The organism is Streptomyces endophytica (assembly GCF_026153355.1).
Taxonomy (GTDB): domain Bacteria; phylum Actinomycetota; class Actinomycetes; order Streptomycetales; family Streptomycetaceae; genus Streptomyces; species Streptomyces endophytica.
Genome location: NZ_CP110636.1, coordinates 3,544,430 through 3,566,121, shown reverse-complemented (window position 1 = coordinate 3,566,121; position 21,692 = coordinate 3,544,430). Strand labels below are relative to the sequence as shown.

The 21,692-nt window shown below is 73.6% G+C and carries 15 protein-coding genes, 3 tRNA genes and 5 pseudogenes; 5 read left to right on the top strand and 18 right to left on the bottom strand.

What is annotated here, in order from left to right:
• Positions 1-90 precede the first annotated feature (90 nt).
• Positions 91-1,122 carry a rod shape-determining protein gene (locus OJ254_RS15915; protein WP_265362856.1) on the top strand — a complete coding sequence of 344 codons (1,032 nt, stop codon included), beginning with the start codon at positions 91-93 and terminating at the stop codon, positions 1,120-1,122.
• Positions 1,123-1,220: 98 nt separating this feature from the next.
• On the opposite strand, the gene OJ254_RS15910 is transcribed toward OJ254_RS15915, so the two are convergent.
• The 4 genes from OJ254_RS15910 to OJ254_RS15895 form a co-directional block, all read right to left on the bottom strand.
• Positions 1,221-1,817, bottom strand: coding sequence for a histidine phosphatase family protein (locus tag OJ254_RS15910; protein WP_265362855.1), 597 nt, complete (start codon positions 1,815-1,817; stop codon positions 1,221-1,223).
• 11 nt (positions 1,818-1,828) lie between these two features.
• Positions 1,829-2,356, bottom strand: a complete 528-nt coding sequence (gene trxA / locus OJ254_RS15905; protein ID WP_265365174.1) for a thioredoxin — start codon at positions 2,354-2,356, stop codon at positions 1,829-1,831.
• 108 nt (positions 2,357-2,464) lie between these two features.
• Complete coding sequence (locus OJ254_RS15900; RefSeq protein WP_265362854.1) at positions 2,465-3,244, bottom strand: maleylpyruvate isomerase family mycothiol-dependent enzyme; 780 nt, start codon at positions 3,242-3,244, stop codon at positions 2,465-2,467.
• 188 nt (positions 3,245-3,432) lie between these two features.
• Complete coding sequence (locus OJ254_RS15895; protein ID WP_265362853.1) at positions 3,433-3,789, bottom strand: cupin domain-containing protein; 357 nt, start codon at positions 3,787-3,789, stop codon at positions 3,433-3,435.
• A gap of 303 nt (positions 3,790-4,092) precedes the next feature.
• Here OJ254_RS15895 and OJ254_RS15890 point away from each other — a divergent pair, with 303 nt between their 5' ends.
• Positions 4,093-4,968 (top strand): glycosyltransferase family 2 protein, encoded by an 876-nt coding sequence (locus OJ254_RS15890; protein ID WP_265362852.1) that lies wholly within the window; start codon positions 4,093-4,095, stop codon positions 4,966-4,968.
• Positions 4,969-5,142: 174 nt separating this feature from the next.
• Here OJ254_RS15890 and OJ254_RS15885 read toward each other — a convergent pair whose 3' ends face one another.
• The 4 genes from OJ254_RS15885 to OJ254_RS15870 all read right to left on the bottom strand — a co-directional run bounded on the left by OJ254_RS15885 (position 5,143) and on the right by OJ254_RS15870 (position 6,302).
• Positions 5,143-5,388 carry a hypothetical protein gene (locus OJ254_RS15885; protein WP_265362851.1) on the bottom strand — a complete coding sequence of 82 codons (246 nt, stop codon included), beginning with the start codon at positions 5,386-5,388 and terminating at the stop codon, positions 5,143-5,145.
• A gap of 509 nt (positions 5,389-5,897) precedes the next feature.
• A tRNA-Ile gene (locus tag OJ254_RS15880) sits at positions 5,898-5,971 on the bottom strand.
• 180 nt (positions 5,972-6,151) lie between these two features.
• A tRNA-Asn gene (locus OJ254_RS15875) sits at positions 6,152-6,224 on the bottom strand.
• Between the two features lie 5 nt (positions 6,225-6,229).
• Positions 6,230-6,302, bottom strand: a tRNA-Asn gene (locus OJ254_RS15870).
• Positions 6,303-6,522: 220 nt separating this feature from the next.
• Here OJ254_RS15870 and OJ254_RS15865 point away from each other — a divergent pair.
• Both OJ254_RS15865 and OJ254_RS15860 read left to right on the top strand, forming a co-directional pair.
• Positions 6,523-6,822: a hypothetical protein gene (locus OJ254_RS15865; protein WP_030416956.1), complete on the top strand. Its 300-nt coding sequence runs from the start codon at positions 6,523-6,525 to the stop codon at positions 6,820-6,822.
• 104 nt (positions 6,823-6,926) lie between these two features.
• Positions 6,927-8,408 carry an FGGY family carbohydrate kinase gene (locus tag OJ254_RS15860; RefSeq protein ID WP_265362850.1) on the top strand — a complete coding sequence of 494 codons (1,482 nt, stop codon included), beginning with the start codon at positions 6,927-6,929 and terminating at the stop codon, positions 8,406-8,408.
• A 150-nt stretch (positions 8,409-8,558) separates the two neighbouring features.
• Here the strand turns inward: OJ254_RS15860 and OJ254_RS15855 are convergent, their stop codons facing one another.
• The 8 genes and pseudogenes from OJ254_RS15855 to OJ254_RS15820 form a co-directional block, all read right to left on the bottom strand.
• On the bottom strand, positions 8,559-9,965 hold the full coding sequence (locus OJ254_RS15855) for an RNA polymerase sigma factor (protein WP_265362849.1): 1,407 nt from the start codon (positions 9,963-9,965) through the stop codon (positions 8,559-8,561).
• 564 nt (positions 9,966-10,529) lie between these two features.
• Positions 10,530-12,452, bottom strand: a complete 1,923-nt coding sequence (dnaG, locus tag OJ254_RS15850) for a DNA primase (protein ID WP_265362848.1) — start codon at positions 12,450-12,452, stop codon at positions 10,530-10,532.
• 156 nt (positions 12,453-12,608) lie between these two features.
• A pseudogene (locus OJ254_RS15845) lies at positions 12,609-13,633 on the bottom strand (pyridoxal-phosphate dependent enzyme).
• A gap of 9 nt (positions 13,634-13,642) precedes the next feature.
• A pseudogene (locus OJ254_RS15840) lies at positions 13,643-14,907 on the bottom strand (NAD(P)/FAD-dependent oxidoreductase).
• A 259-nt stretch (positions 14,908-15,166) separates the two neighbouring features.
• On the bottom strand, positions 15,167-16,480 hold the full coding sequence (locus tag OJ254_RS15835) for a deoxyguanosinetriphosphate triphosphohydrolase (RefSeq protein WP_265362847.1): 1,314 nt from the start codon (positions 16,478-16,480) through the stop codon (positions 15,167-15,169).
• Positions 16,477-17,412, bottom strand: coding sequence for a sirohydrochlorin chelatase (locus OJ254_RS15830; RefSeq protein ID WP_265362846.1), 936 nt, complete (start codon positions 17,410-17,412; stop codon positions 16,477-16,479). Before OJ254_RS15830 ends, OJ254_RS15835 begins: the two co-directional genes overlap by 4 nt.
• Positions 17,413-17,584: 172 nt before the next feature.
• Positions 17,585-18,610, bottom strand: a pseudogene (locus OJ254_RS15825) (adenosine deaminase); the annotation flags it as partial.
• 128 nt (positions 18,611-18,738) lie between these two features.
• Positions 18,739-19,164: pseudogene (locus OJ254_RS15820) on the bottom strand (gamma-glutamylcyclotransferase family protein); the annotation flags it as partial.
• 276 nt (positions 19,165-19,440) lie between these two features.
• On the opposite strand from OJ254_RS15820, the gene OJ254_RS15815 reads away from it, so the two are divergent.
• Complete coding sequence (locus OJ254_RS15815) at positions 19,441-20,148, top strand: SanA/YdcF family protein (protein WP_423835903.1); 708 nt, start codon at positions 19,441-19,443, stop codon at positions 20,146-20,148.
• Positions 20,149-20,275: 127 nt separating this feature from the next.
• Here the strand turns inward: OJ254_RS15815 and OJ254_RS15810 are convergent, their stop codons facing one another.
• Together OJ254_RS15810 and cutA are read right to left on the bottom strand one after the other, a co-directional pair.
• The gene (locus OJ254_RS15810) at positions 20,276-21,280 is read right to left on the bottom strand and encodes a trypsin-like serine peptidase (RefSeq protein WP_265362845.1); all 1,005 of its coding nucleotides are present in this window, start codon (positions 21,278-21,280) and stop codon (positions 20,276-20,278) included.
• 1 nt (position 21,281) lies between these two features.
• A pseudogene (cutA, locus tag OJ254_RS31635) lies at positions 21,282-21,646 on the bottom strand (divalent-cation tolerance protein CutA).
• Positions 21,647-21,692 lie beyond the last annotated feature (46 nt).

Below are 21,692 nucleotides of genomic sequence, written 5' to 3'. Positions count from 1 at the left end.
CGGTCCGTGTGATCGGGCCGTATCAGCGGTCCGGTGAACGGGCCGTACGAGCGCTTTCGTCCATACCGGCCCACCGGGGAGGAATCACCCATGACCATCAGCCTCGCCCAACTGCGGCGCTGCTCGGCCGCCGTCGACCTCGGTGCGGCCCGGACCCGGGTGTATGTGAAGAACCAGGGGCTGGTGGTCGATGAACCGACCGTCGCCGCCATCAACACCCGTACCGGTGCGCTGCTGGCCGTCGGCGCGCAGGCGGAGGTGATGGACGGCCGCACCCCGGACTACATCCGGGTGGTGCGCCCGGTCTCCGGCGGCACCGTCGTCGACATCGACATGGCCCAGCGGCTGCTGCGCACCCTGGTCGGCGACAAGTTGCGCAAGTCCTGGCGCCGCCGGCCCACGATGCGGGCCGCGGTCTGCCTGCCGTACGGGAGCGAGCCGCTGGCGCAGCGGGCCGCGGTCGAGACGCTCACCGGGCTGGGCGCGCGCCGGGTGGAACTGGTCGACACCCTGGTGGCCGCCGCGGTCGGCTCCGGGCTTCCGGTGGAGCAGCCGGAGGCGACCATGATCGTGGTGTGCGGTGCGGGGACGACGCAGGTCGCGGTGCTCTCGCTCGGCTCGATCGTGGCCGCGGAGAACGTGCCGGTGGGCGGCAACGCCATCGACCACGCGGTGGTCCAGCACCTGCGGCTGCACCACGAACTGATGCTGGCGGGCCAGTCCGTACGCCCGCTGCACCTGATCCTCACCGGTGGGGACGAGCTCACCCCCGGCTCCACCGAGGTGCACGGCCGGGACGTGGTCAGCGGCATGGCGCGCTCGGTGCACATCGACACCGAGCGGGTACGGGACGCCATCACCACGCCGCTGACCGCGATCCTCGACGGGATCAGTGCCGTGCTGCGCCGCTGCCCGCCCGACCTGGTCGCCGACCTCGGCGAGCGCGGCATCGTGCTCGCCGGGGGCAGCGCGCTGATCCCCGGCCTGGAGCCGATGATCCATCAGGCCACCTCGATGCCGGTGCACACCGCGGACCGCCCCGACACCTGCGCGGTGATGGGGCTGGGCGCGATGATCGAGGGCAAGGTGCAGCCGCTGCACCTGGATCCGATGGCGCCGTAGAAGGGGCGGGTCCACCTGGATCCGATGGCCCCGTAGAAGCTGGATCCGGTGGCGCCTTGGACAGGCGGGAACACCCGGGTCCCCTGACGGGTGTTCCGTTACGGATGACGGGTGTTCCACGCCACCACGGCCGGGCGGTCGTGTTCCGTCCCCAGGACGCCGACCGCGCCCGTCTCGAACGTGAACAGCCCGCCCGCGGCGGCCGGCAGCCCGAGCCGGCGGGCGGCCAGCACCCGCAGGAAGTGCGCGTGCGCCACCAGCACCACATCGCCCCGGCCGGCCCGCAGTTCCGGGTCGAGCCGGCCCAGCACCCGGTCGGCGCGCGCCCCGACCTGCTCGGGCGACTCGCCGGTGTGCCCGTCGGGGCCGGGGACGACACCGTCGGAGAAGAGGTACCAGCCGGGCCGGCCGCGGTGGATGTCTGAGGTGGCGACGCCCTCGTAGCCGCCGTAGTCCCATTCCCGCAGGTCGGGGTCTATCCGCGGCTGCGGGAGGCCCGCCAGCTCGGCGGTGCGCAGTGCCCGCACCATCGGGCTGGCGTGCACCTGCGCGATCTTCCGGCCCGACAGCAGCGGCCGCAGTGCGCGGGCCTGCTCCTCACCGACGGAGGTCAGCGGCAGGTCGGTCCAACTGGTGTGTCGGCCGTCCCGGCTCCACTCGGTTTCGCCGTGCCGGACCAGAAGTAGCTCGCTCACGAGCCCTGAGCCTACTGGGCCGCCCCGCCCTGCGCCTGCTCGCTGTTCTGGGCCTCGGCGACCGACGCCCGGACCTCGTCCATGTCCAGCGCACGGGCCTGGCCGATCACGTCCTCCAGCGCCGCCTCGGGCAGCGCACCCGGCTGGGCGAACACCGCGATGTTGTCCCGGACGATCATCACCGTCGGGATGGACTGGATCTGGAAGGCCTGCGCGAGCTCGGGCTGCGCCTCCGTGTCGACCTTGGCGAAGATCAGGTCGTCGTGCTTCTCCGAGGAGCGCTCGAAGACCGGGCCGAACTGCTTGCAGGGGCCGCACCACTCGGCCCAGAAGTCGATCAGCACGAAATCGTTCCCGGAGACGATCTCGTCGAAGTTTTCCTTGGTGAGCTCAACGGTGCTCATGTATTCCCTGCTTCTGTCGAGGATGTGCTGCTGTTCGCGCGGTCTCCGGCTGCGGAAACGGGTTCGCCCCGCCAGGTATTCCGTACGCCGTGACGTTTCCGCACGCCGCGGCGCATTCGGTACGCCGCGGCGCATCCGTACGCCGGACCGCCCCGCTCCCCTGCCCACCGACAGCATTCCTAGACATCCCGATCCACGTGGGAAGACACACGCCGGCGGCCGCCCTCCCCGTGCCCGACGGCCTCATATCCAATACGGCGGCGAGGGCACCCCCGCTCCGCCGGAGGTGGCCAGCCCCGCCCCGGCCGGGCTGCGCCCCGTCAGCCAGGCCAGCAGATCAGCCGATCGGCCCAGCACGACCGGGCCCTCGCCACCGTCGCCGCTCCCGATGGCGCGGGCGAAGTCCGCGTCCGTCGCCTCGATCCGCACCGCCGACGCCCGCCCCGCACCGTCCCCATCCGCCCCCGCACCCATTTCCGCACCCTTCTCCGCATCCGCTTCCCGGCGGGCGAGGGCCGCGACGATGTCGTCCAGGATCCAGCGCACCGTGCCCGCCGGGATGTCCGCGAAGGTGTAGCCGGCGTCCAGGTCCGCGTGGTGAATCTCCAGTTCGCGCAGCCGGGTCTCCATCAGGCCGGCCGGCGTCCGCGTCTCCCCCGTACGCATCCGCACCCGCGCCTGCCACGCCGCTTCGGGCAGCGCCCGGAGGGCCGTCGCGAACCGTTCCGCGCTCCCCGCCAGGTCTTCCGCCAGCGCGGCCACCGGGCGGTCCGCCCCGGCCTCGATCTCCGCCGCGCGGGCCGCCATGCTCGGGTACTGCGGAATCGCCGCACCCGTACGCGCGCCCTCCAGCAGCCGGCAAAGACTGTCGGTGGCCCGCGCGAGATGGGTCAGCACATGTCCCCGGGTCCACGGCGGGATCAGTGTCGCCCCGCCGACCTGTTGGTCGGTCAGCCCCGCGACGGTGCCGGCCAGCCGCGCCATGGACGCATCGAGTGCCCCGCGCAACTCCTCCCGCGTCATCCCGGAGTCCCCCGCCGCACGCCCGCCGTCGCCGCTCCTGCTCCCACGCATGGCCATACGCCTGACCCAGCCTCCCTAAGCATTCCGATGGATGGAAACAGAATGCCGCATACCGAGAGAAGGGGGAACGGGGTCAGGCGCTCACGCGCAGCCGGCCGCCGACGGCCATCACTTCAGCGCTCCCGCGCTCACTCCTTCGCATAGTCCTTCGCCATACCGCCCGCGAAGTCGTACACCACGGCCTGTTCGTCGCCGACCACCCAGGCATCGTGACCGGCCGGGCAGACGAAGACGTCGCCGGGCCCCACCTCGGTCTCCGCGCCGTCGTTCATCCGCACGCGCATCCGTCCCTGGACCACGAAGCCGTTGTGGTGGACCTCGCAGCTGTCCGTCCCGGCGATCGGGGCCACCGACTCCGACCAGCGCCAGCCCGGCTCGAACGTGGCCACCGCGAAGTCCAGGCCGGTCAGATGCAGGGCCTCCAGGTGGCCCCGGGGAAAGTCCCGCCGCTCATCGGGCTTGTCGATCGGTTTGACCTCCATCATGAGGAATACCTCCCTCCGCCCCCTGTCGTTCCCGGATTCCCCCACCCCTTCCATCGTGCGCCCGCCCTCCCCCGGACGAAATGTCGCCGTACCGGTGCCGTGGCCCGCAACCGTCCCGCCCGACGACTACCATCCGGAACGATTCGCCCGGAACGCCCCCCCAGAACGCCCCGGAACGTCCCACCAGAACCGCCCCGGAACGCCCACCGGAACCCCCGGAACGACCCGTCGGAACCACCGCGGATCACCGGGACCGCACGCTCCGGACACTCCGGGGGACCGCCGAGAACGGAGTCTCCGCCCGTGCCCCCTCTGCGCGTAGGCGTCGCCATCCTCACCATGGGAAACCGCCCCGCCGAACTCCGGGCCCTGCTGGATTCGGTCGCCAAGCAGGACCTCGCGCCGGCCCACGTCGTGGTGGTCGGGAACGGCTCGCCGCTGCCACCCCTGCCGCACGGCGCCGTGGGGATCGAGCTGAGCGAGAACCTCGGCGTCGCCGGCGGCAGAAACGTGGCCCTGGACGAACTGCGCAAGCTCGGGGACGTCGACCTGGTGGTCGACCTCGACGACGACGGCCTGCTGATCAGCCCCGACGTCTTCCGCCGGCTCGCCGAACTGCACTCCGCCGACCCGCAGTTGGGCATCGTCAGCTTCCGCATCGCCGACGAGCGGGGCCGTACCCAGCGCCGGCACGTCCCCCGCCTACGGGTCGGCGACCCCGCGCGCGGCGGCCTGGTCACCACCTTCCTCGGCGGCGGGCACTCCCTCTCGCTGCCCATGCTGGACCGCATCGGCGGCTGGCCGGACGACTTCTTCTACGCACACGAGGAGACCGACCTCGCCTGGCGGGCCCTGGACGACGGCTGGCACATCCGCTACGCCCCGGAGCTCGTGCTCCAGCACCCGTACACCTCACCCACCCGGCACGCGGTGTACCACCGCATGGTCGCCCGCAACCGCGTCTGGCTCGCCAAGCGGCACCTCCCGGCCCTGCTGGTGCCGGTCTACCTCGGCGTATGGGCCGCACTGACGGCCGTCCGCAGCCGCTCGGCCGCCGGTCTACGGGCCTGGGCCGCCGGCTTCGCCGAAGGCGTCCGCACCCCCTGCGGCCCACGCCACCCGATGCGCTGGCGCACGGTCTGGCGCATGACCCGCCTCGGCCGCCCCCCGGTCATCTGACGCCCGCGCGGCCCCCGGCCGGAGCCCAGCACCGGCCGTCTGACCCGTGTGGCCGATCGGCGCTGCCCGGACGCGTCGCCAACGTCCGGCGGCCCGGCACGACGACAGGGGGCCGACCCGTGCGGGCCGGCCCCCTGGGGTAGGAGGTCTTCGGGCGTCCAGCGGCTCGGATGGTCAGCCGATGATGATGACGCTGATTCCGTGGCCGTAGCCGAAGTGGTCGTAGCCGAAGTGGTCGTAGCAGTCCCCACCCCAGCGCCAGTTGTCGTCACAGCCCCATCCGTGGGCGGAGGCGTGGGTGGGTGCGGCCGCCGGTGCGGCGGCGGGAGCCGCGCTGGCGGCGCCGGCTCCGGCGAGCACGAGGAAGGGCACTGCGCACAGTGCCGCGACTATGCGGTGGGACCTGATCTTCGCGCGCATGATCGTCCCTCTCGGGGTTGGTGCGTTGCCGATGCATCGGCATGTCGATGTGAGTTCCCCTGGCCTCACCACCGTGCGCCGGGAACGCGCGAGGCCCTGACGCACCGTAGGGAGGCGACATAGCAGGATTCGAAACCTGCTGCGCGGACATCGTTGCAACCTCAAGCAGATGTCACTTTCGAGCGTAAGCACGGCTCCCAGTGAGGTCAAACATGCCCTCTCCCCACAGCTCCGGCCACGGTGCGGGGCCGGACGCGAGACACCCGGGCGGTGTTCGGTGGGTCGCCCTCCGGGTGAGCCGACGCTCGCGGCAGATCACTTCTCTTCCGCGGCCGGTGAGGACGATCGAGCACCTGCTCAGGAAGCCGCACCGGCCCCTCGTGCCCCGGACGGGACCTCAGGCCCCCGTAGGGCCTCTGGATCTTGGTCCGGGCGAGCGAACGGGACCACCACGCCGTGGCGGTGGACCCGTTCTCCGGGCGAAGAGGGTCTCGCCCTGGATGCTGCGGTGGGGCGGGTGGGACTCGAACCCACGGCCGACGGATTATGAGTCCGCTGCTCTAACCGGCTGAGCTACCGCCCCCTCACGGCGCGTCGCGCACATTTGTGCGCGCCGTCTGCCGCAGCATAGCCGCTCATACGATCTGCTGCCCGTGAGGGCCGCCGTTCCGCGACCACGCATGCCCAAGAGGACTTCGATCACCGGGGTTTCGGTTCCACGGCACACGAAAAAGGGCCCCTTCCGGGACCCTTCCTCGATCTGCTCCCCCGACTGGACTCGAACCAGTAACCCTCCGGTTAACAGCCGAATGCTCTGCCAATTGAGCTACAGGGGATTGAGCTCCCCCGACTGGACTCGAACCAGTAACCTGCCGGTTAACAGCCGGCTGCTCTGCCAATTGAGCTACAGGGGATTGCTCCGTGTGCCTCGAATGCGTCGCTGTCCGGGCCTCCGGACGGCGGGCGCTCGCTGCGACACATACATTAGCGCAAGCAGGGGGGTGCTCCGCCAATCGGTATCGCCTCAGGTCACCTCGGGTGATCTCCGGCCCCGGAGGGTAGGCGCGCGGCACAGCCCGGCATCCCGGTGCGTACCGGCACCGGACGGGACCGAACACAGGGAAAGGTGGAGCGATGCGCTACCGGCTCACTTTCATCGCGGGACTGGCCACGGGGTACGTGCTCGGCGCACGGGCCGGCCGGGAACGGTACGAGCAGCTCCGCAAGGCCGCCCAGCGGGTCACGCAGAACCCGGCCGTCCGTAACAGCGCCGAGTCGGTGGCGCTGACCGGGCGGGACGCGGCGGCCAAGGCGTTCGGGAAGGTCTCGGCCAAGGTCGAGGACCGGCTTCCGGCGTCCGTGAGCGACCGGGTGCGTTCCCTGCGGGAGCAGCGTTCCGCGGACGAGGACGAGTGGGGAACCAGTAACACCTGAAGGGGGCCGGGCCCGGCGGCATCCGAGGTGGACGGCGGGCGGCGGTCGCCGGGGGCAAACCCTGACTCTTTCCCTATGCGTCCCATGGGGCATCATCTGGGGCCATGGGGATAGTCGCCGGATTGGACAGTTCGTCCGAGAGCACACGGATCGTCGTCTGCGACGCGGACACGGGCGCCGTCATCAGGCAGGGGTATGCCCCGCACCCGGTCGAGAAGGGACCGGACGTCGACCCGCAGGCGTGGCTGATGTCACTCGGGGAGGCGGCGGGGAACGGGCTGCTGGAGGGCGTACAGGCCATCGGGGTCGCGGCGCAGCAGCACGGGATGCTGCCGCTGGACGCCGAGGGCAACCTCGTCCGGCCGGCGCTGGTCGGCAACGACAAGCGGGCCCAGAGCGCGGCGGCCGACCTGCTGGACTCGCTGGGCGGCCGTACCGCCTGGGCGCAGGCCGTCGGGGCGGTGCCGCAGGCCGCGCACCCGGTGACCAAGCTGCGCTGGCTGGCGCGTAGCGAGCCGGAGCACGCGGCCCGGGTGGCGGAGGTCATGCAGCCGCACGACTGGCTGGTGTGGCAGCTGCTGGGGCGGCCGGCGCGGCGGACCACGGACCGGGGCGCGGCCTCGGGCACCGGGTACTGGTCGGCGGAGACCGCCTCGTACCGGCCGGATCTGGTCGAGCTGTCGCTGGGCCATCAGGTGCGGCTGCCGGAGGTGCTGGGTCCGTCCGGGACCGCCGGGTTCACCCCGGAGGGGCTGCTGATCTCGGCCGGTACGGGCGAGACCATGGCGGCCGCGTTCGGGCTGGGCGTCGGCGAGGGCGACGCCGTGATGTCGCTGGGCGCCTCGGGGTCGGTGTTCGGCATCCACCACGAGGCGCTGGTCGACCCGAGCGGCACGATCACCTCGTTCGCCGACGCCACCGGACGGCATCTGCCGGTGGTGCACACCAGCAACGCGGTACGGGTGCTGCGGGGCGCCGCGGAGATGCTGGGGACGGACCTCCAGGGCCTGTCCGACCTGGCGCTGAAGTCGTCGCCCGGTGCGTACGGCATGGTGCTGCTGCCCTATCTGGAGGGCGAGCGGACGCCTCATCTGCCGCACACCGCCGGGTCGTTGCACGGGATACGGCGTGAGTCGATGAAGCCGGAGCATCTGGCGCGGGCCGCCGTCGAGGGCATGCTCTGCGGGCTCGCCGACGCGCTGGACGTGCTGCGCGGGCGGGGCGTGGCGGTGCGCCGGGTGTTCCTGCTGGGTGCGGCGGCGGAGCTGGCGGCGGTGCAGACCATCGCGCCGGCGCTGTTCGGGGTGCAGGTCGTGGTGCCGCAGCCGGCCGAGTACGCGGCGCTGGGCGCGGCGCGGCAGGCGGCCTGGGCGTGGGGGGTGGCGCACGGCACGCTCACGCCGGCCGCCGGGGCACCGGCCGCACCGGGCGGCGGGTCCGCCTGGGTCGATCCGCCGCAGTGGCCGGCCGCCGCGAGCCAGGTCTTCGAACCGGGCGACGAACTGCCGGTCGGCCAGGCCGTGCGTCAGCAGTACGCGGCGGTGCGGGACGAGACCCATCCGGGGGCGTTCCAGCGCGAGGTGTGAGCGGGAGGCGTGAACGGGCGGCGTGAACGGGAGGCGTGTGCGGTGCGCAGCCCGTATCGGCGCGGGCCCTGTCGGCGCGCCGGCCGCGGGCGCACCGTGGTGGTGCCGGTCCGGGCCGTGCACGGTCGGGGTGGCTCCGTCGGGTGCGGCTCAGTCCAGGTAGCCGCGGAGCTGGTCGGCGAAGGCGTGGTCGCGGAGTTTGTTGAGGGTCTTGGACTCGATCTGCCGTATCCGTTCGCGGGTCACGCCGAAGATCCGGCCGATCTCCTCCAGCGTGCGGGGGCGGCCGTCGGCCAGGCCGTAGCGGAGCTGGACGACCTTGCGTTCGCGTTCGCCGAGCGTGGACAGCACCGCGTCGAGGTGCTCGCGGAGCAGCAGGAACGCGGCGGATTCGACGGGTGAGGCGGCGTCGCCGTCCTCGATGAGGTCGCCGAGCGCGACGTCCTCCTCCTCGCCGACCGGGGCGTGCAGCGAGACCGGTTCCTGGGCCAGCCGGAGCACCTCGCTGACCCGTTCCCCGGTCAGGTCGAGGTGGGCGGCGACCTCCTCGGGCGTCGGTTCGTAGCCGCGTTCCTGGAGCATCCGGCGCTGGACCCGCACCACGCGGTTGATCAGCTCGACGACGTGGACCGGGACGCGGATGGTTCTGGCCTGGTCGGCCAGGGCGCGGGACATCGCCTGGCGGATCCACCAGGTGGCGTAGGTGGAGAACTTGTAGCCGCGGGCGTAGTCGAACTTCTCGACGGCGCGGATCAGCCCGAGGTTGCCCTCCTGGACGAGGTCGAGCATGGTCAGGCCGCGGCCGACGTAGCGCTTGGCGACGGAGACCACCAGGCGGAGGTTGGCCTCGATGAGCCGGCGCTTGGCCATCCGGCCGAGGACCACCAACTGGTCGAGGTCGTAGGCGAGTTGGGAGGACAGGTCGGGGGTGTTGGTGAGCTTCTCCTCGGCGAACAGACCGGCCTCGACGCGGCGGGCGAGTTCGACCTCCTCGGCGGCGGTGAGCAGCGGGATCCGGCCGATCTCGCGGAGGTACTGGCGGAAGAGGTCGGAGGAGGGGCCGCTGCTGGTGTCGGCACGGGGCGCGGGGCCGGGCTCGGATGCGGGCTCTCGCCCTGGCTCTGGCGCCGGCCCGGGTTCCGGTGCGGCTTCCGCTTGCGCTTCCGGGTCGGCTTCCGTTTCCGCCTCTGCGTCTGTTTCTGCGTCTGCTTCTGCGTCTACGTCTGCTGCCGGGCCGGCGGGGAGGGCCGGTCCGTGCTCCGGGTCGGGGGCGGTGCCGGGGCCGAGGACGTCCGGGGCGAGGGTCAGGAGCATTTCGGCGGCCGGGGGTTCGGCCTGCTGCGGGACCGTGAGGGGCTCGTCGGACGGATCGAGCAGCGGCCCGGCGACCGGCTCCGCGGCTGGTGGCGCGACGGGCGGCGGGAGCTGCGGGGCGGCGGCCGGCGCGTCGGCGAGGGTCTGGGTCTGCACGGGGGCGACCTCCAGGGTGATCGCTGCTGTGGCGGCAGAAAGGCCGGGTACGGTTGCGGCCGAGCCGCCGTCCGTCCCGTACGTCAAGAGCGGTTCCGCGGGGGTTTCCGGTGGCGTACGACCGGACCCGCCGCGCTCCGAGGACTCAGGCACCGCTCCTCAGTGTGGAGTACGACACACTCCCGCCACGAGGGGCGTGCGACCACTTTTTGAGTCCGGTCCGTGACCGGACGGCTACCGCGGGGTGTTACGGGGTGGCTGGGGGGCGTCGGGGGCGGGGTGGCGGGGGCGGTGGAGGGCGGGGTGGGGGCGGGGCCCTAGGGGCGGTCGAACGCCTCCCGTAGGGGTCGCGAGGGCCCCCTGCGGGGCCACAACGTGGCGGGGTGGTGGGGTATTCCGGCACGGCCACGCGGAGTTGAGGAGCCGCGGTCGCACGGCGCAGAGCCTCGCCGGCACGGAGCCTCGCCGGAGCGGAGCCGCGTAGTCGCGCAGGGGCGGAGCCCCGCCGGCACGGAGCCGCGGGCGCAGGGGCGGCGCCTCGCCCGCGCGGAGCCGCGTAGTCGCCCAGGGGCGCGGAGCCTCGCAGCAGGTAGGCGCGTCAGCCGCCTGGCCGCCTCAGCCGTCTGGCCGCGGCGGCCTTCTGGCCATGTCCTACAGCGCCGCGTAGCCGCGTTCGCGGAGGGATTGGCCGTATTGCTGGAGGACCCAGAGTTCGTTCTGGACTGCGGCCAGGTGGTCGGGGTCGGCGCGGGGGCCGAGGCGCTGGAGGGTGCCGCGGATTTCGGTGACGCGTTGGTTGACGGCGGCGAGGCGGACCGCGACCAACTGGACGCCGGCGTAGGCCTCGTCGGGGTCGCGGCGGGTGTGCAGGGGCTCGACGGTGAGCTCGGTGACCATCGCGCGGACGGTGTCGTCCGGGGCGGCCTCGCGCACCCGGGCGACGTAGCCGTTGTCGGCGGCGCCGGCCGTGGCGCCGCCGGCCTCCTCGATGCACTGGCGGACCACGGCGTAGGGCGGCGCGGTGAACTCGTCGGCGCCGTAGGCGTCGAAGGCCGGGGAGACCAGGTCGGGGCGCTGCAGGGCCAGCTTGAGGAGCTCCCGCTCGACGCGGTGGGCGGGGCTGCGGAGGTTGAGCGCGGGGCCGCGGGGGACGGCCGGGCCGGACTGTTCGGGGGCGGAGGGGGCCGCGCCGGGGCGGGGCCGGCGGCCCTGGTCGGGGCCGGTGCCGTCGCGGCCGCGTTCGCGGGCCCAGCGGGCGAGCTGGGCGACCCGCTTGACCACGAACTGGGTGTCCAGGATGCCGAGCATGCCGGCGAGCTGGACGGCGCTCTCGTGCTGGATGGAGTTGTTCTTGATGTGGGCGACGATGGGCGCGGCCTCGTCGAGCGCGGCGGCCCGGCCGACGGCGGTGTCGAGGTTGTGCCGGGAGACGACGTGCCGCAGCGCGAACTCGAAGAGCGGCGTACGGGACTCGACGAGGTCGGCGACGGCGTCGTCGCCCTTGTTGAGCCGCAGGTCGCAGGGGTCCATGCCGCCGGGGGTGATGGCGATGGAGGTCTGCGCGGCGAACTTCTGGTCGTCCTCGAAGGCGCGCAGGGCGGCCTTCTGGCCCGCGGCGTCGCCGTCGAAGGTGAAGACGACCTCGGAGCCGGAGTTGTCCATCAGCAGCCGGCGGAGGATCTTGATGTGGCCCTCGCCGAAGGACGTGCCGCAGGTGGCGATGGCGGTGGTGACGCCGGCCAGGTGGCAGGCCATGACGTCGGTGTAGCCCTCGACGACCACGGCGCGGTTGCCCTTGGCGATCTCCTTCTTGGCGAGGTCGATGCCGTAGAGGACCTGGGACTTGCGGTAGAGGGGGGTCTCGGGGGTGTTGAGGTACTTGGGGCCGTTGTCGTCGTCGCGGAGCTTGCGGGCGCCGAAGCCGACGACCTCGCCGGCGATGTCGCGGATCGGCCACATCAGGCGGCCGCGGAAGCGGTCGATGGGCTTGCCGCTGCGGCTGTCCTGGGAGAGGCCGGAGACGATCAGCTCCTTGTCGCTGAAGCCGCGGCCGCGCAGGAAGCGGGTGAGGTGGTCCCAGCCGGCCGGGCTGTAGCCGACGCCGAAGTGCTGGGCGGCGGACTGGTCGAAGCCGCGCTCGGCGAGGAACCGGCGGCCGATCTCGGCCTCCGGGCTGTCGAGCTGCTCGACGTAGAACTGGGCGGCGGCCTTGTGGGCCTCCACCAGGCGGGTGCGCTCGCCCTGCTGGCGGCCTGGGGTGTAGCCGCCCTCTTCGTAGCGCAGGGTGATGCCGGCCTGGGAGGCGAGGCGCTCGATGGTCTCGGCGAAGGAGAGGTGGTCGATCTTCATGATGAAGTCGACGGTGTCGCCGCCCTCCTGGCAGCCGAAGCAGTGGTAGAGGCCCTTGGCGGGGCTGACGTGGAAGGACGGGGACTTCTCGTCGTGGAAGGGGCAGAGGCCCTTCAGGTTGCCGCCGCCGGCGTTGCGGAGCTGGAGGTACTCGGACACGACGGCGTCGATCGGGACCGCGTCCCGTACCGCCTTCACATCGTCATCGTTGATCCTGCCTGCCACGCGTGAATTCTACGGCCGGGGTCGGACAGTCCTGGCCGGGTGCGCGTCGGGGCCGGGCGGCCAGGGCGCGGGGCGGCGGGCATCGGCCCAGGTCATCCCGGCCGGGTCGGGCCGGCCAGGTCGGGTCGGGCCCGGCCGGGTCCGTGCGGAAGGCCCTCATCCGCCGGCGCCCGCCATCACCGCCAGGAACCGGTCGAGGCCGATGTTGCCGCCGGAGATGATCACGCCGGTGCGGGGCGGGAGCGGGCCGGCCCGGCCGGTGAGGAGGACGGCCAGGGCACTGGCGCCGCTGGGCTCGGTGACGATCTTGAGCCGTTCGAAGGCGAACGCCATGGCCGCGCGGATCTCGTCGTCGCTGACCAGGACCACCGAGTCGATGAGGCGCCGGTTGATCGCGAAGGTCAGGGCGCCGGGGGTGTCGACGGCCTGGCCGTCGGCGATGGTGCGCGGGACGGGGACGGTGACGGGGTGGCCGGCGGCCAGTGAGCGCCGGGTGTCGTCGCCGGCCTCCGGCTCGACGCCGATCATGCGGATGCCGGGGGCGAGGGCGGTGGCGGCGGTGGCCGAGCCGGCCATCAGGCCGCCGCCTCCGACGGGCACCAGGAGCGCGTCGAGCGGACCGGTCTCCTCCAGCAGTTCCAGGGCGGCGGTGCCCTGGCCGGCGATGATGTGCGGGTGCTCGTACGGCGGGATCAGGGCCAGTCCGCGGTCCTCGGCGAGCTGCTGGGCGAGGGCGGCGCGGTCGCCGGTGTAGCGGTCGTAGCGGACGATCTCGGCGCCGTAGCCGGCGGTGGCGTCCGTCTTGGAGCGCGGGGAGTCCTCGGGCATCACGATGACGGCGTGGCTGCCCAGTTCGCGGGCGGCGAGGGCGACGGCCTGGGCGTGGTTGCCGGAGGAGTAGGCGACCACTCCCGGGCGAGCTGTTCGGGGGCGAGCCGGGAGAGGGCGTTGTAGGCGCCGCGGAACTTGAAGGCGCCGATGCGCTGGAAGTTCTCGCACTTGAGGTGGGCCTCGGTGCCGGCCAGCGCGTCGAGGGTGCGGGAGCGCAGGACGGGCGTGCGGTGGGCCACGCCCGCCAGCCGCCGGGCGGCGTCCCGGACGTCGTCGAGGGTGACGGTGTCCGGGGCGCCGGGGCCGGCGGGGCGGGAGTGGCCGCTGGGGCCGCTGGGGCTCTGCGTCATACGCGCACGCTACGGGAGCAGCGAGGCGAGCGGAACATCCGGATCGGCCAGCGCGGCGGGCTCCAACGGGGCGCCGCTGCGGATGAGTTGCTGGATGGTGTCGGCGACGTCCCAGACATTGACGTTCATGCCCGCCAGCAGCCGGCCGTCGGCGGCGAGCCAGAAGGCGACGAACTCCCGCTTGGCGACGTCGCCGCGGCAGACGACCTGGGCGTACGAGCCGGGCGGGGCGTAGCCGGAGTACTCCATTCCGACGTCGTACTGGTCGGAGAAGAAGTACGGGACGCGGTCGTAGCTGATGTCCTGGCCGAGCATGGCGCGGGCGGCGGCCGGGCCGCCGTTGAGGGCGTTGGCCCAGTGCTCGACCCGGATGCGGGTGTCGAGGAGGGGGTGGTCGGCGGCGGCGACGTCACCGGCGGCGTAAACGTACGGGTCGGAGGTGCGCAGCGCCGCGTCGACGGCGATGCCGCCGCCGGTGCCGGGCTCGGCGAGGTCGAGGCCGGCCTGTTCGGCGAGGGCGGTGCGCGGGGCGGCGCCGATCGCGGCGAGCACGTCGTGGGCGGGGTGTTCCTCGCCGTCGTCGGTGCGGACGGCGAGGACCATGCCGTCCTGGCCGACGATTTCGGTGAGGCGGGCACCGAAGTGGAAGCGGACGCCGTGTTCGCGGTGCAGGTCGGTGAAGAGCGCGCCGAGTTCGGGGCCGAGGATGCCGTGCAGGGCGGTGGGCGCGGGTTCGACGACGGTGACCTCGGCGCCGTAGGAGCGGGCCGCGGCGGCGACCTCCAGGCCGATCCAGCCGGCGCCCGCGATGACCAGCTGTCCGTTGTCCCGACCGAGGGACGCCAGGACGCCGCGGAGCCGTTCGGCGTGGGCGAGGCGGCGCAGGTGGTGCACGCCGGCCAGGCCGGTGCCGGGGATGTCCAGGCGGCGCGGTTCGGCGCCGGTGGCCAGCAGCAGCTTGTCGTAGGCGATCAGGGTGCCGTCCCCCAGGCGGACGGTCCGGCCGGCCGGGTCCAGGTGGACGGCGGGCTGGCCCAGGTGGAGCTCGATGTGTGCCTGGGCGTACCAGGCGGGTTCGTGGATGAAGACGCTGTCGCGCTCCTCCTTGCCGAGCAGGTACCCCTTGGAGAGCGGCGGGCGCTCGTACGGGTGGTCGCGCTCGTCACAGATGAGGATCACCCGGCCGGTGAAGCCCTCGGAGCGGAGCGTCTCCGCGGCCTTCGCCCCGGCCAGGCCACCCCGACGATGACGAACGTCTGGTGTGCGTCGACCACTTGCTTCCTCCTCGTTGCGGTGCCGTACGTCCGCGTCCGCGTCCGTAAACGCCCCCGATGTGCCCCCGGTGTGGTTTTTCCGGTGTGCCTTCCCCCGTGTGCTGACCGGGTGTGCCGTCCCGATGCGCTGTCCCGGTGTGCTTTCCCCTGTAGATGTGTGCGGTGTCGGCGGGGTTCTCCGTGCCGGCCGTTCGAAAACGGTGGGGTTCGAGCGTCCCGCACGGAGCGTGAGGGGGGAAGAGGGGCTTCCCCCCAAGGGTCACCCTGGGTTGCCCCGCGCGTTACCGGGCCGTCGGGTGAGACGGGCGTGCAGGGAGCGGGCCGTCGTGTCCGTCAAGGCCGCGATCTGGTCGATGACGGCCCGCATCCGCGCGGTGTCGTCGGGGGCCGCCTCGAACAGCGAACGGAACTGCGGATCAAGGCCGTCGGGGGCCCGGGTGAGCAGTGCCTCGGCCAGTTCGGCGATGACCACGCGCTGGTCCGCGCGCAGTGCCTCCTGGTCCGGGCGCTGCATCACGTACCGGTCGGCGACCGCTTTCAAAACGGCGCATTCCAGCCGGGTTTCGGCCGGAACCACCAGCTCCGCGGCGTACCGGGTGAGCCGGCCGCTCCCCCACCGGGCGCGCGTCGCGCCCTCCGCGGCGAGGCAGAAGCGGCCGATCAGCTGGCTGGTGGCGTCCTTGAGGCGGGCCTGGGCGAGCGCGCTGCCGTCGTAGCCGTGCGGCCACCACTCCTGCTCCAGCAGGCGGTCCAGCGCCGCGGCCAGTTCCTCGGGTCCGGCGCCGGGGGCGTAGCGCTCGGCGGCGACCGCGAAGATCTCGGCGCGCTCGGCGTCGGCGAGCAGGAGGTTGGGGTCGAGGTGCCCGGCGTGCAGCCCGTCCTCGACGTCGTGCACCGAATAGGCCACGTCGTCGGACCAGTCCATGACCTGCGCCTCGAAGCTGCGTGCCGCGTCGGGCGCGTCCTGCCGGAACCAGGCGAAGACCGGCCGGTCGTCCTCGTAGACCCCGAACTTCGGGGAGTCCGGGTCGGCCGGGTGCGCGCCGCGCGGCCAGGGGTACTTGGTGGCGGCGTCGAGCGCGGCGCGGGTGAGGTTGAGGCCGACGCTGAGCGCCGAGCCGTCCGGTGCGGGCACGAACCGCTTGGGCTCCAGACGGGCCAGCAGCCGCAGCGACTGGGCGTTGCCCTCGAAGCCGCCGCAGGGCGCGGCGACTTCGTTGAGGGCCTGTTCGCCGTTGTGCCCGAAGGGCGGGTGGCCGAGGTCGTGCGCCAGACAGGCGGTCTCGACCAGGTCGGGGTCGCAGCCGAGGGCGGCGCCCAGTTCCCGGCCGACCTGGGCGCACTCCAGGGAGTGGGTCAGCCGGGTGCGCGGGCTGGCGTCCCAGGCGTGGGTGAGCGTGCCGGGGGTGACGACCTGGGTCTTGCCGGCCAGCCGGCGCAGCGCCGCAGAGTGCAGCACCCGGGCCCGGTCGCGCTGGAAGGCGGTGCGTCCCGGGCGTTTGTCGGGCTCGGGGACCCAGCGTTCGGTATCGGCCGCGGTGTAGCCGGTGATGGTCGGTCGTGTGCCCGTCATACAGCGACGGTAGCCGCCCTGATGCTCTCGGGGCCGGATCCGGTGCACGTGAGGAGCGCCTGGTCGTAGCGGTGCAGTACGAGGCGGGCCAGCGCGGGGTGGTCCCCCAGGGGCGCGGCGGCGACGCCGGGGGCGGCGGCCGCGCACTGGGTGGCGAAGCGGCCGGGGGCGGTGAAGCAGCCGGCCAGCGCGATCCGCTCGTGGCCGTCGGCGGTCAGCGTCCGGACGGCTTCGGCGACGGTCGGGGCGGCGGCCGTCGGAGAGGGGTGACGCGAAGCGTCTCGTTCCGGGGTGGTGGCGGGAGACGGGTGGGCGTAGGCGGGGACGACCGGGAGGCCGCCGAGTCGGGCGGAGAGGAGGCGGGCGGTGCGCTCGGTGTCCCGGGCGGAGCGGGCGGCCCGGGAGCCGGCGGCGGCCAGGACCACGGCGGTGCTCCCGTGGCCGGCGGCGGCGCCGGCCTCCAGCAGCCGGCCGTGCAGCGCCTCGGCGAGGAGCGGGTGCGGGCCGAGCGGGGCGGCGATCCGGCCGGTCAGGTGGGGTGCGGCCGCGAGGGCGGCGGGCAGGTCATGGGTGACGTGGTAGCCGTGGCCGAACAGCAGCGGGACGAGGACGGCGTCGCCGCGGAGGTCCGCGAGGGTGTCGGCCAGCAGCGGCTGGTTGAGCTCGATGTGCCCGAGCCGTACGGGGAGGCCGGGGCGGAGTGCGCGGACGCGGTCGAGGAGCGCACGGATGGCCGGCAGGGCGCGCGGGTCCCGGCTGCCGTGCGCGACGGCGACGAGGGTGGGGGCGGCGGGTCGCGGTGGGCGGAAGCCGTGCAGCCGGACCGTGCGGAGCCGGCTGCTGAGCTCGGCGGTGATCTCGGCGGCGAGGTCCCCCGCGCCGAGCGGCGCGGGGGAGGCGGAGGCGGAGGGCTGCGGTATCGGCACCGTCATGATCCGAGCGTGGCAGCCGGGCGTTGCGCCGCGGTTTCCCCGCGGGGAACTCCGTGTTCCGTACGGCTTTCCGCCGGTGCTACGCCCCGTGTGCGCCGTCCTGCCCGGTGGCCCCTCGGGGCGCACCGGATTCCGGGCCCGTCTTCTTGCCCTCTTCGCCGGCGCCCGCCTCGTGGGCGTCGATCTCCTTCAGGTAGCGCTCGCGGGTCGGCTCGTCCAGGAAGGACGCGCGGAAGGAGTTGCGGGCGAGCCTGCGCAGCGTCGCGCCGTCGAGGCCGAGGGCGTCGCGGACGGCGGTGAAGTTGTCGTCCGCGTAGCCGCCGAAGTACGCCGGGTCGTCGGAGTTGACGGTCACCAGCAGCCCGGCGTCCAGCATCGCGGGCAGCGGGTGGTCCGCGAGGTCGTCGACCACCCGCAGGCGGAGGTTCGACAGCGGGCAGACCGTGAGCGGCACCTGGTCCGCCACCAGGCGGGCGACCAGGCGCTCGTCCTCCATGGAGCGCACCCCGTGGTCGATCCGGTCGACGCCGAGGACGTCCAGGGCCTCCCAGACGTACGCCGGCGGGCCCTCCTCGCCCGCGTGCGCCACGCACTTGAGCCCGGCCTCCTTCGCCCGCGCGAAGACCTCCCGGAACTTCACCGGCGGATGCCCGACCTCGGCCGAGTCCAGCCCGACGGCGGTGATCCGGTGCAGGTACGGCCGGGCCGCCTCGAAGGTGGCCAGGGCCGATTCGGCGCTCTCGTCCCGCAGGAAGCACATGATCAGCCGGGTACTGATGCCGTACGTCTCCTCGGCGGCGTCCAGCGCCCGGGCCAGGCCGTCGATCACCGTGCCGATCGCGACGCCGCGCGCGGTGTGCGCCTGCGGGTCGAAGAAGATCTCGGCGTGCCGTACGCCCTGCTCCTTGGCACGGGCCAGGTAGGCGTGCGCGAGGTCCGCGAAGTCGTCCTCGGTGCGCAGCACGGCCATCAGCGCGTAGTACAGGTCCAGGAAGGACTGCAGGTCCGCGAAGGAGTAGGCGCGGCGCAGCTCGTCCTCGGTGGCGTAGGGCAGCTGGACGCCGTTGCGCCGGGCGAGCGCGAAGGCCAGGCCGGGCTCCAGCGTGCCCTCGATGTGCAGGTGCAGTTCCGCCTTGGGCAGCGGCCCGGCGGCCGGCCGGTCGGTGGAGGGGTTCGGGGAGGAAGCCACGCTGGTCAGACCTGTTCTGCGGTAGGTGAAGGGCCCTCCGTACTACGGGAGGGATCTTCCAGGTTAGCCGCGGGAGCCGCGGAGCCCACGGGGTGGTGGGGCGCCCCGGAGCCGACCGGGTGAGGGACGCGCTCCACGGGGGCGGCCAGCCAGTCGCCGCCCGCCAGGGGCGTCCCGGTCGCGCGCAGGCGGGCGGCGAGCGGTGCGGCGGCCAGGTAGACCCAGGCCGGTACGGTCCGGCCGTCCGGGCGGACCGCGTCGGTGACCACCCGCTCGTAGAGGTTCCGCGGGTCGCCGGGGGCGTAGTCCTCCAGCCGGTCCAGCACCGCCCGCACCTCGTCGTAGTCGGCGGCCCGGGGGTGGACCAGCGCGCCGTGCACCACCGCGTCCGGCGGCCCGGGTATCGCGTACGGGTAGCCGGGGCCGTCGTAGAGCAGCGCGCCGGTGATCCGGGCCGGTTCCTCGTGGGCGGTCCGGCCGCGGAGCGCCCAGGCGTGGTTGGCCTGGCCGGGGAGCAGCGTTCCGTAGACGAAGAAGGGCAGGCGCTCGGGCTCGGTGGACATGGGGCGCGGTCCTCCCGGTGGTGGGGTCCTCTCCAGGGCCGTTCGGCATCGGCGGCGGGGCCGTTCGGCTTCGGCGGTGCGGCGCGGGGCTCCGGTGCGGCTCGGGGGCACGTCGTCGGCGGTGCGTCCTCGGCCACGATGCCAGGTGGTCCTGCAACCATCATCGGCCGGTGGGCGTCGGTCCCTGCAAACACTGTCGCGATCAGGCGCGATCGCACGCAATCGGTCGCGGGCAGAAGCGATCGCTTGCGGACAGGAACGGGGACGGGGGCGGGCATGCGAGAGCCGGTGGCAGGGCTGATGCGGCGCATACGGGGCGGGGTGTCCCGTATGCGGCTGCCGCGGACCCGGCGCGGGCAACGCCGCGCCTATCAGGCCGTGGTGGCCGCGACGGTGCTCGCGCTGGCCCCGGCGACCTGGCTGAACGCCACCGCGGGCCCCCGGGTCCGGACCGTCGCCGACGCCCCCGCCGCACCGGTCGCCATCGTCTTCGGCGCGGGCCTGTGGGACGGCAAACCGTCCCCGTACCTCGCCCACCGGCTGGACGCGGCCGCCGCGCTCTACCGACGGGGCACCGTCCGGGCCGTCCTGGTCACCGGTGACAACAGCCGCCACGACTACGACGAACCGGACGCCATGCGCGGTTATCTGCTGCACCACGGCGTCCCGGCCCGGAAGATCGTCAACGACTACGCGGGCTTCGACACCTGGGACTCCTGCAGCCGGGCCCGCCGGATCTTCGGCGTGCACCGGGCGGTGCTGGTCAGCCAGGGCTTCCACATCCGGCGCGCGCTGGCGCTGTGCACGGCGGCCGGGATCGACTCGTACGGGGTCGGGGTCGCCGCCACGCGCGATGTGACCTGGGCGTACGGCGGTGTGCGGGAGATCTTCGCGGCCGGGAAGGCGGCGGCCGACGCCCTGCTGCGGCCCGATCCGCAGTTCCTCGGCCCGCGCGAGAAGGGCGTGACCGAGGCGCTGCGGTGAGGCCGGGGGGAGCTCTGCGCCACGGCCGGCGGGGGCGCTGCGGTGAGGCCGGCGGCCTTGCGCCGAGGCGTGGCGGAGGCGCTGCGCCGGGCCGCGCGCGCCTCCGCCTCCGGCCCCTGCCCCGGCCTCAGGCCTTGGACGCGCGGGCGTACAGGCTGAGGATCTTCGCCCCGAAGAAGGGGCTGTAGGAGGTGCGGTCGCTGTTCGGGCCCTTGGGGCCGCCGCCGTTGAGGCCGCCGATCAGCCCGATGATCCGGCCGGTCCCGGTCCGCTCGTCGAAGCCGGCGAGCCAGGGGCTGCCCGAGGTGCCGCCGAAGAAACCGCCGCACTCCATGCGGAGTTGGCTGGTGCCGCTCAGCCGGGAGGTGTGGGTGGCGCAGCGCACCGCCCGGTCCTCCGGGTCGTTGCGGACGTTGGGGTAGCCGATGACGGTGACGTCGTTGCTGTAACCGGGCGTCGGGGCGAGGACGTTGCCGCCGGTGACGTCCTCCAGGGCGCGGCCGTCCGCGTCGGGCTCGACGGTGGCGAAGGCGAAGTCGAGGTCGGACTTGTCGCCGGTGGTGCCGCGGTCCGGATAGGCGAAGGACTGGTCGATCGCCCACACCCCGTGCGGCTGGGTCTGGGCGCCGGAACGATACTGCGGGACGAACGCGGCACGGTCGCCCGGGTTGCAGTGCCCCGCGGTGAGGATCAGGTTGCGGTGCGGGCTGTGCACCACGCTGGCGGTGCAGTGGTGGGCCCGGGCATCGCCGTCCACCGAGAACAGCACGCCGACGGTCGGGATGCCGTCGAAGTGCCGGGCGGTGGCGGGGAGTTGAGCCACGGCGGCGGAGGTCCTGGCCGTGGACGCGGATACCGATCCGGTCGCGGAGTCGCCCGCGGCCGGTGCGGCGGCGGCCATCCGCTCGGGCGTCCAGTAGGCGGCGGCGTCCCGGCTGGTCCAGGGCGCGTCCGGGGCCGTCGGCCGGTCGTCGGTGGCGGCGGCGCCCCGGGCGCCCTCGGCCGCCTGTACGGTCGGCGTCGCGGCCAGGCAGAACGCCACGCCGAGGGCCGTCGTCACGGCCTTGCCGCCGCGGGTCAGCAGGGGGGTGCGCAGCGGGCCCGGGGTCCGCCGCTTCGCGTGTCGCGCCACGTCAGCTCGTCTCCTCTGCGACCCAGGACAGATAGCCGGCCCCGCCGCGGGTGATCGGGGTGGCGATGATCTCGGGGTGTCGTAGTCGTGCGCCTGCAGGAGGTAGCGCTCCAGCTCCGGATAGCGCGCCTGCGACGTCTTGAACAAGACCTGCCATTCCCGCGCGGTCTCCACCGCACCGTTCCAGCGGTAGACCGAGGTCACCGGGGCGCCGACCTGGGCACAGGCGGCGAGCCGGCCCTCGATCGCGCCGCGGGCCAGGCGCTCGGCCGCCTCCGCGCTGTCCGTGGTGGTCATGACGGTCAGGAACTCGGTGGACACGGGCGCTTCGCCCGTGCGGGAGGTCGGGTCGGTGGGATCGGCCACGGTGGCGCATCCTTCATGGTGGGGGACATGGCGCGGGCACATGGTG

Bases quoted from the DNA above. Each gene is read 5' to 3' on its own strand.
- OJ254_RS15860 (WP_265362850.1), top strand. From the start codon at position 6,927: ATGGGGATAGTCGCCGGATTGGACAGTTCGTCCGAGAGCACACGGATC.
- OJ254_RS15830 (WP_265362846.1), bottom strand. From the start codon at position 17,412: ATGACGGTGCCGATACCGCAGCCCTCCGCCTCCGCCTCCCCCGCGCCG.
- trxA (WP_265365174.1), bottom strand. From the start codon at position 2,356: ATGCGCCGCGGCGTACCGAATGCGCCGCGGCGTGCGGAAACGTCACGG.
- OJ254_RS15915 (WP_265362856.1), top strand. From the start codon at position 91: ATGACCATCAGCCTCGCCCAACTGCGGCGCTGCTCGGCCGCCGTCGAC.
- OJ254_RS15900 (WP_265362854.1), bottom strand. From the start codon at position 3,244: ATGACGCGGGAGGAGTTGCGCGGGGCACTCGATGCGTCCATGGCGCGG.
- OJ254_RS15815 (WP_423835903.1), top strand. From the start codon at position 19,441: ATGCGAGAGCCGGTGGCAGGGCTGATGCGGCGCATACGGGGCGGGGTG.
- OJ254_RS15835 (WP_265362847.1), bottom strand. From the start codon at position 16,480: ATGACGGGCACACGACCGACCATCACCGGCTACACCGCGGCCGATACC.
- OJ254_RS15865 (WP_030416956.1), top strand. From the start codon at position 6,523: ATGCGCTACCGGCTCACTTTCATCGCGGGACTGGCCACGGGGTACGTG.
- OJ254_RS15895 (WP_265362853.1), bottom strand. From the start codon at position 3,789: ATGATGGAGGTCAAACCGATCGACAAGCCCGATGAGCGGCGGGACTTT.
- OJ254_RS15885 (WP_265362851.1), bottom strand. From the start codon at position 5,388: ATGCGCGCGAAGATCAGGTCCCACCGCATAGTCGCGGCACTGTGCGCA.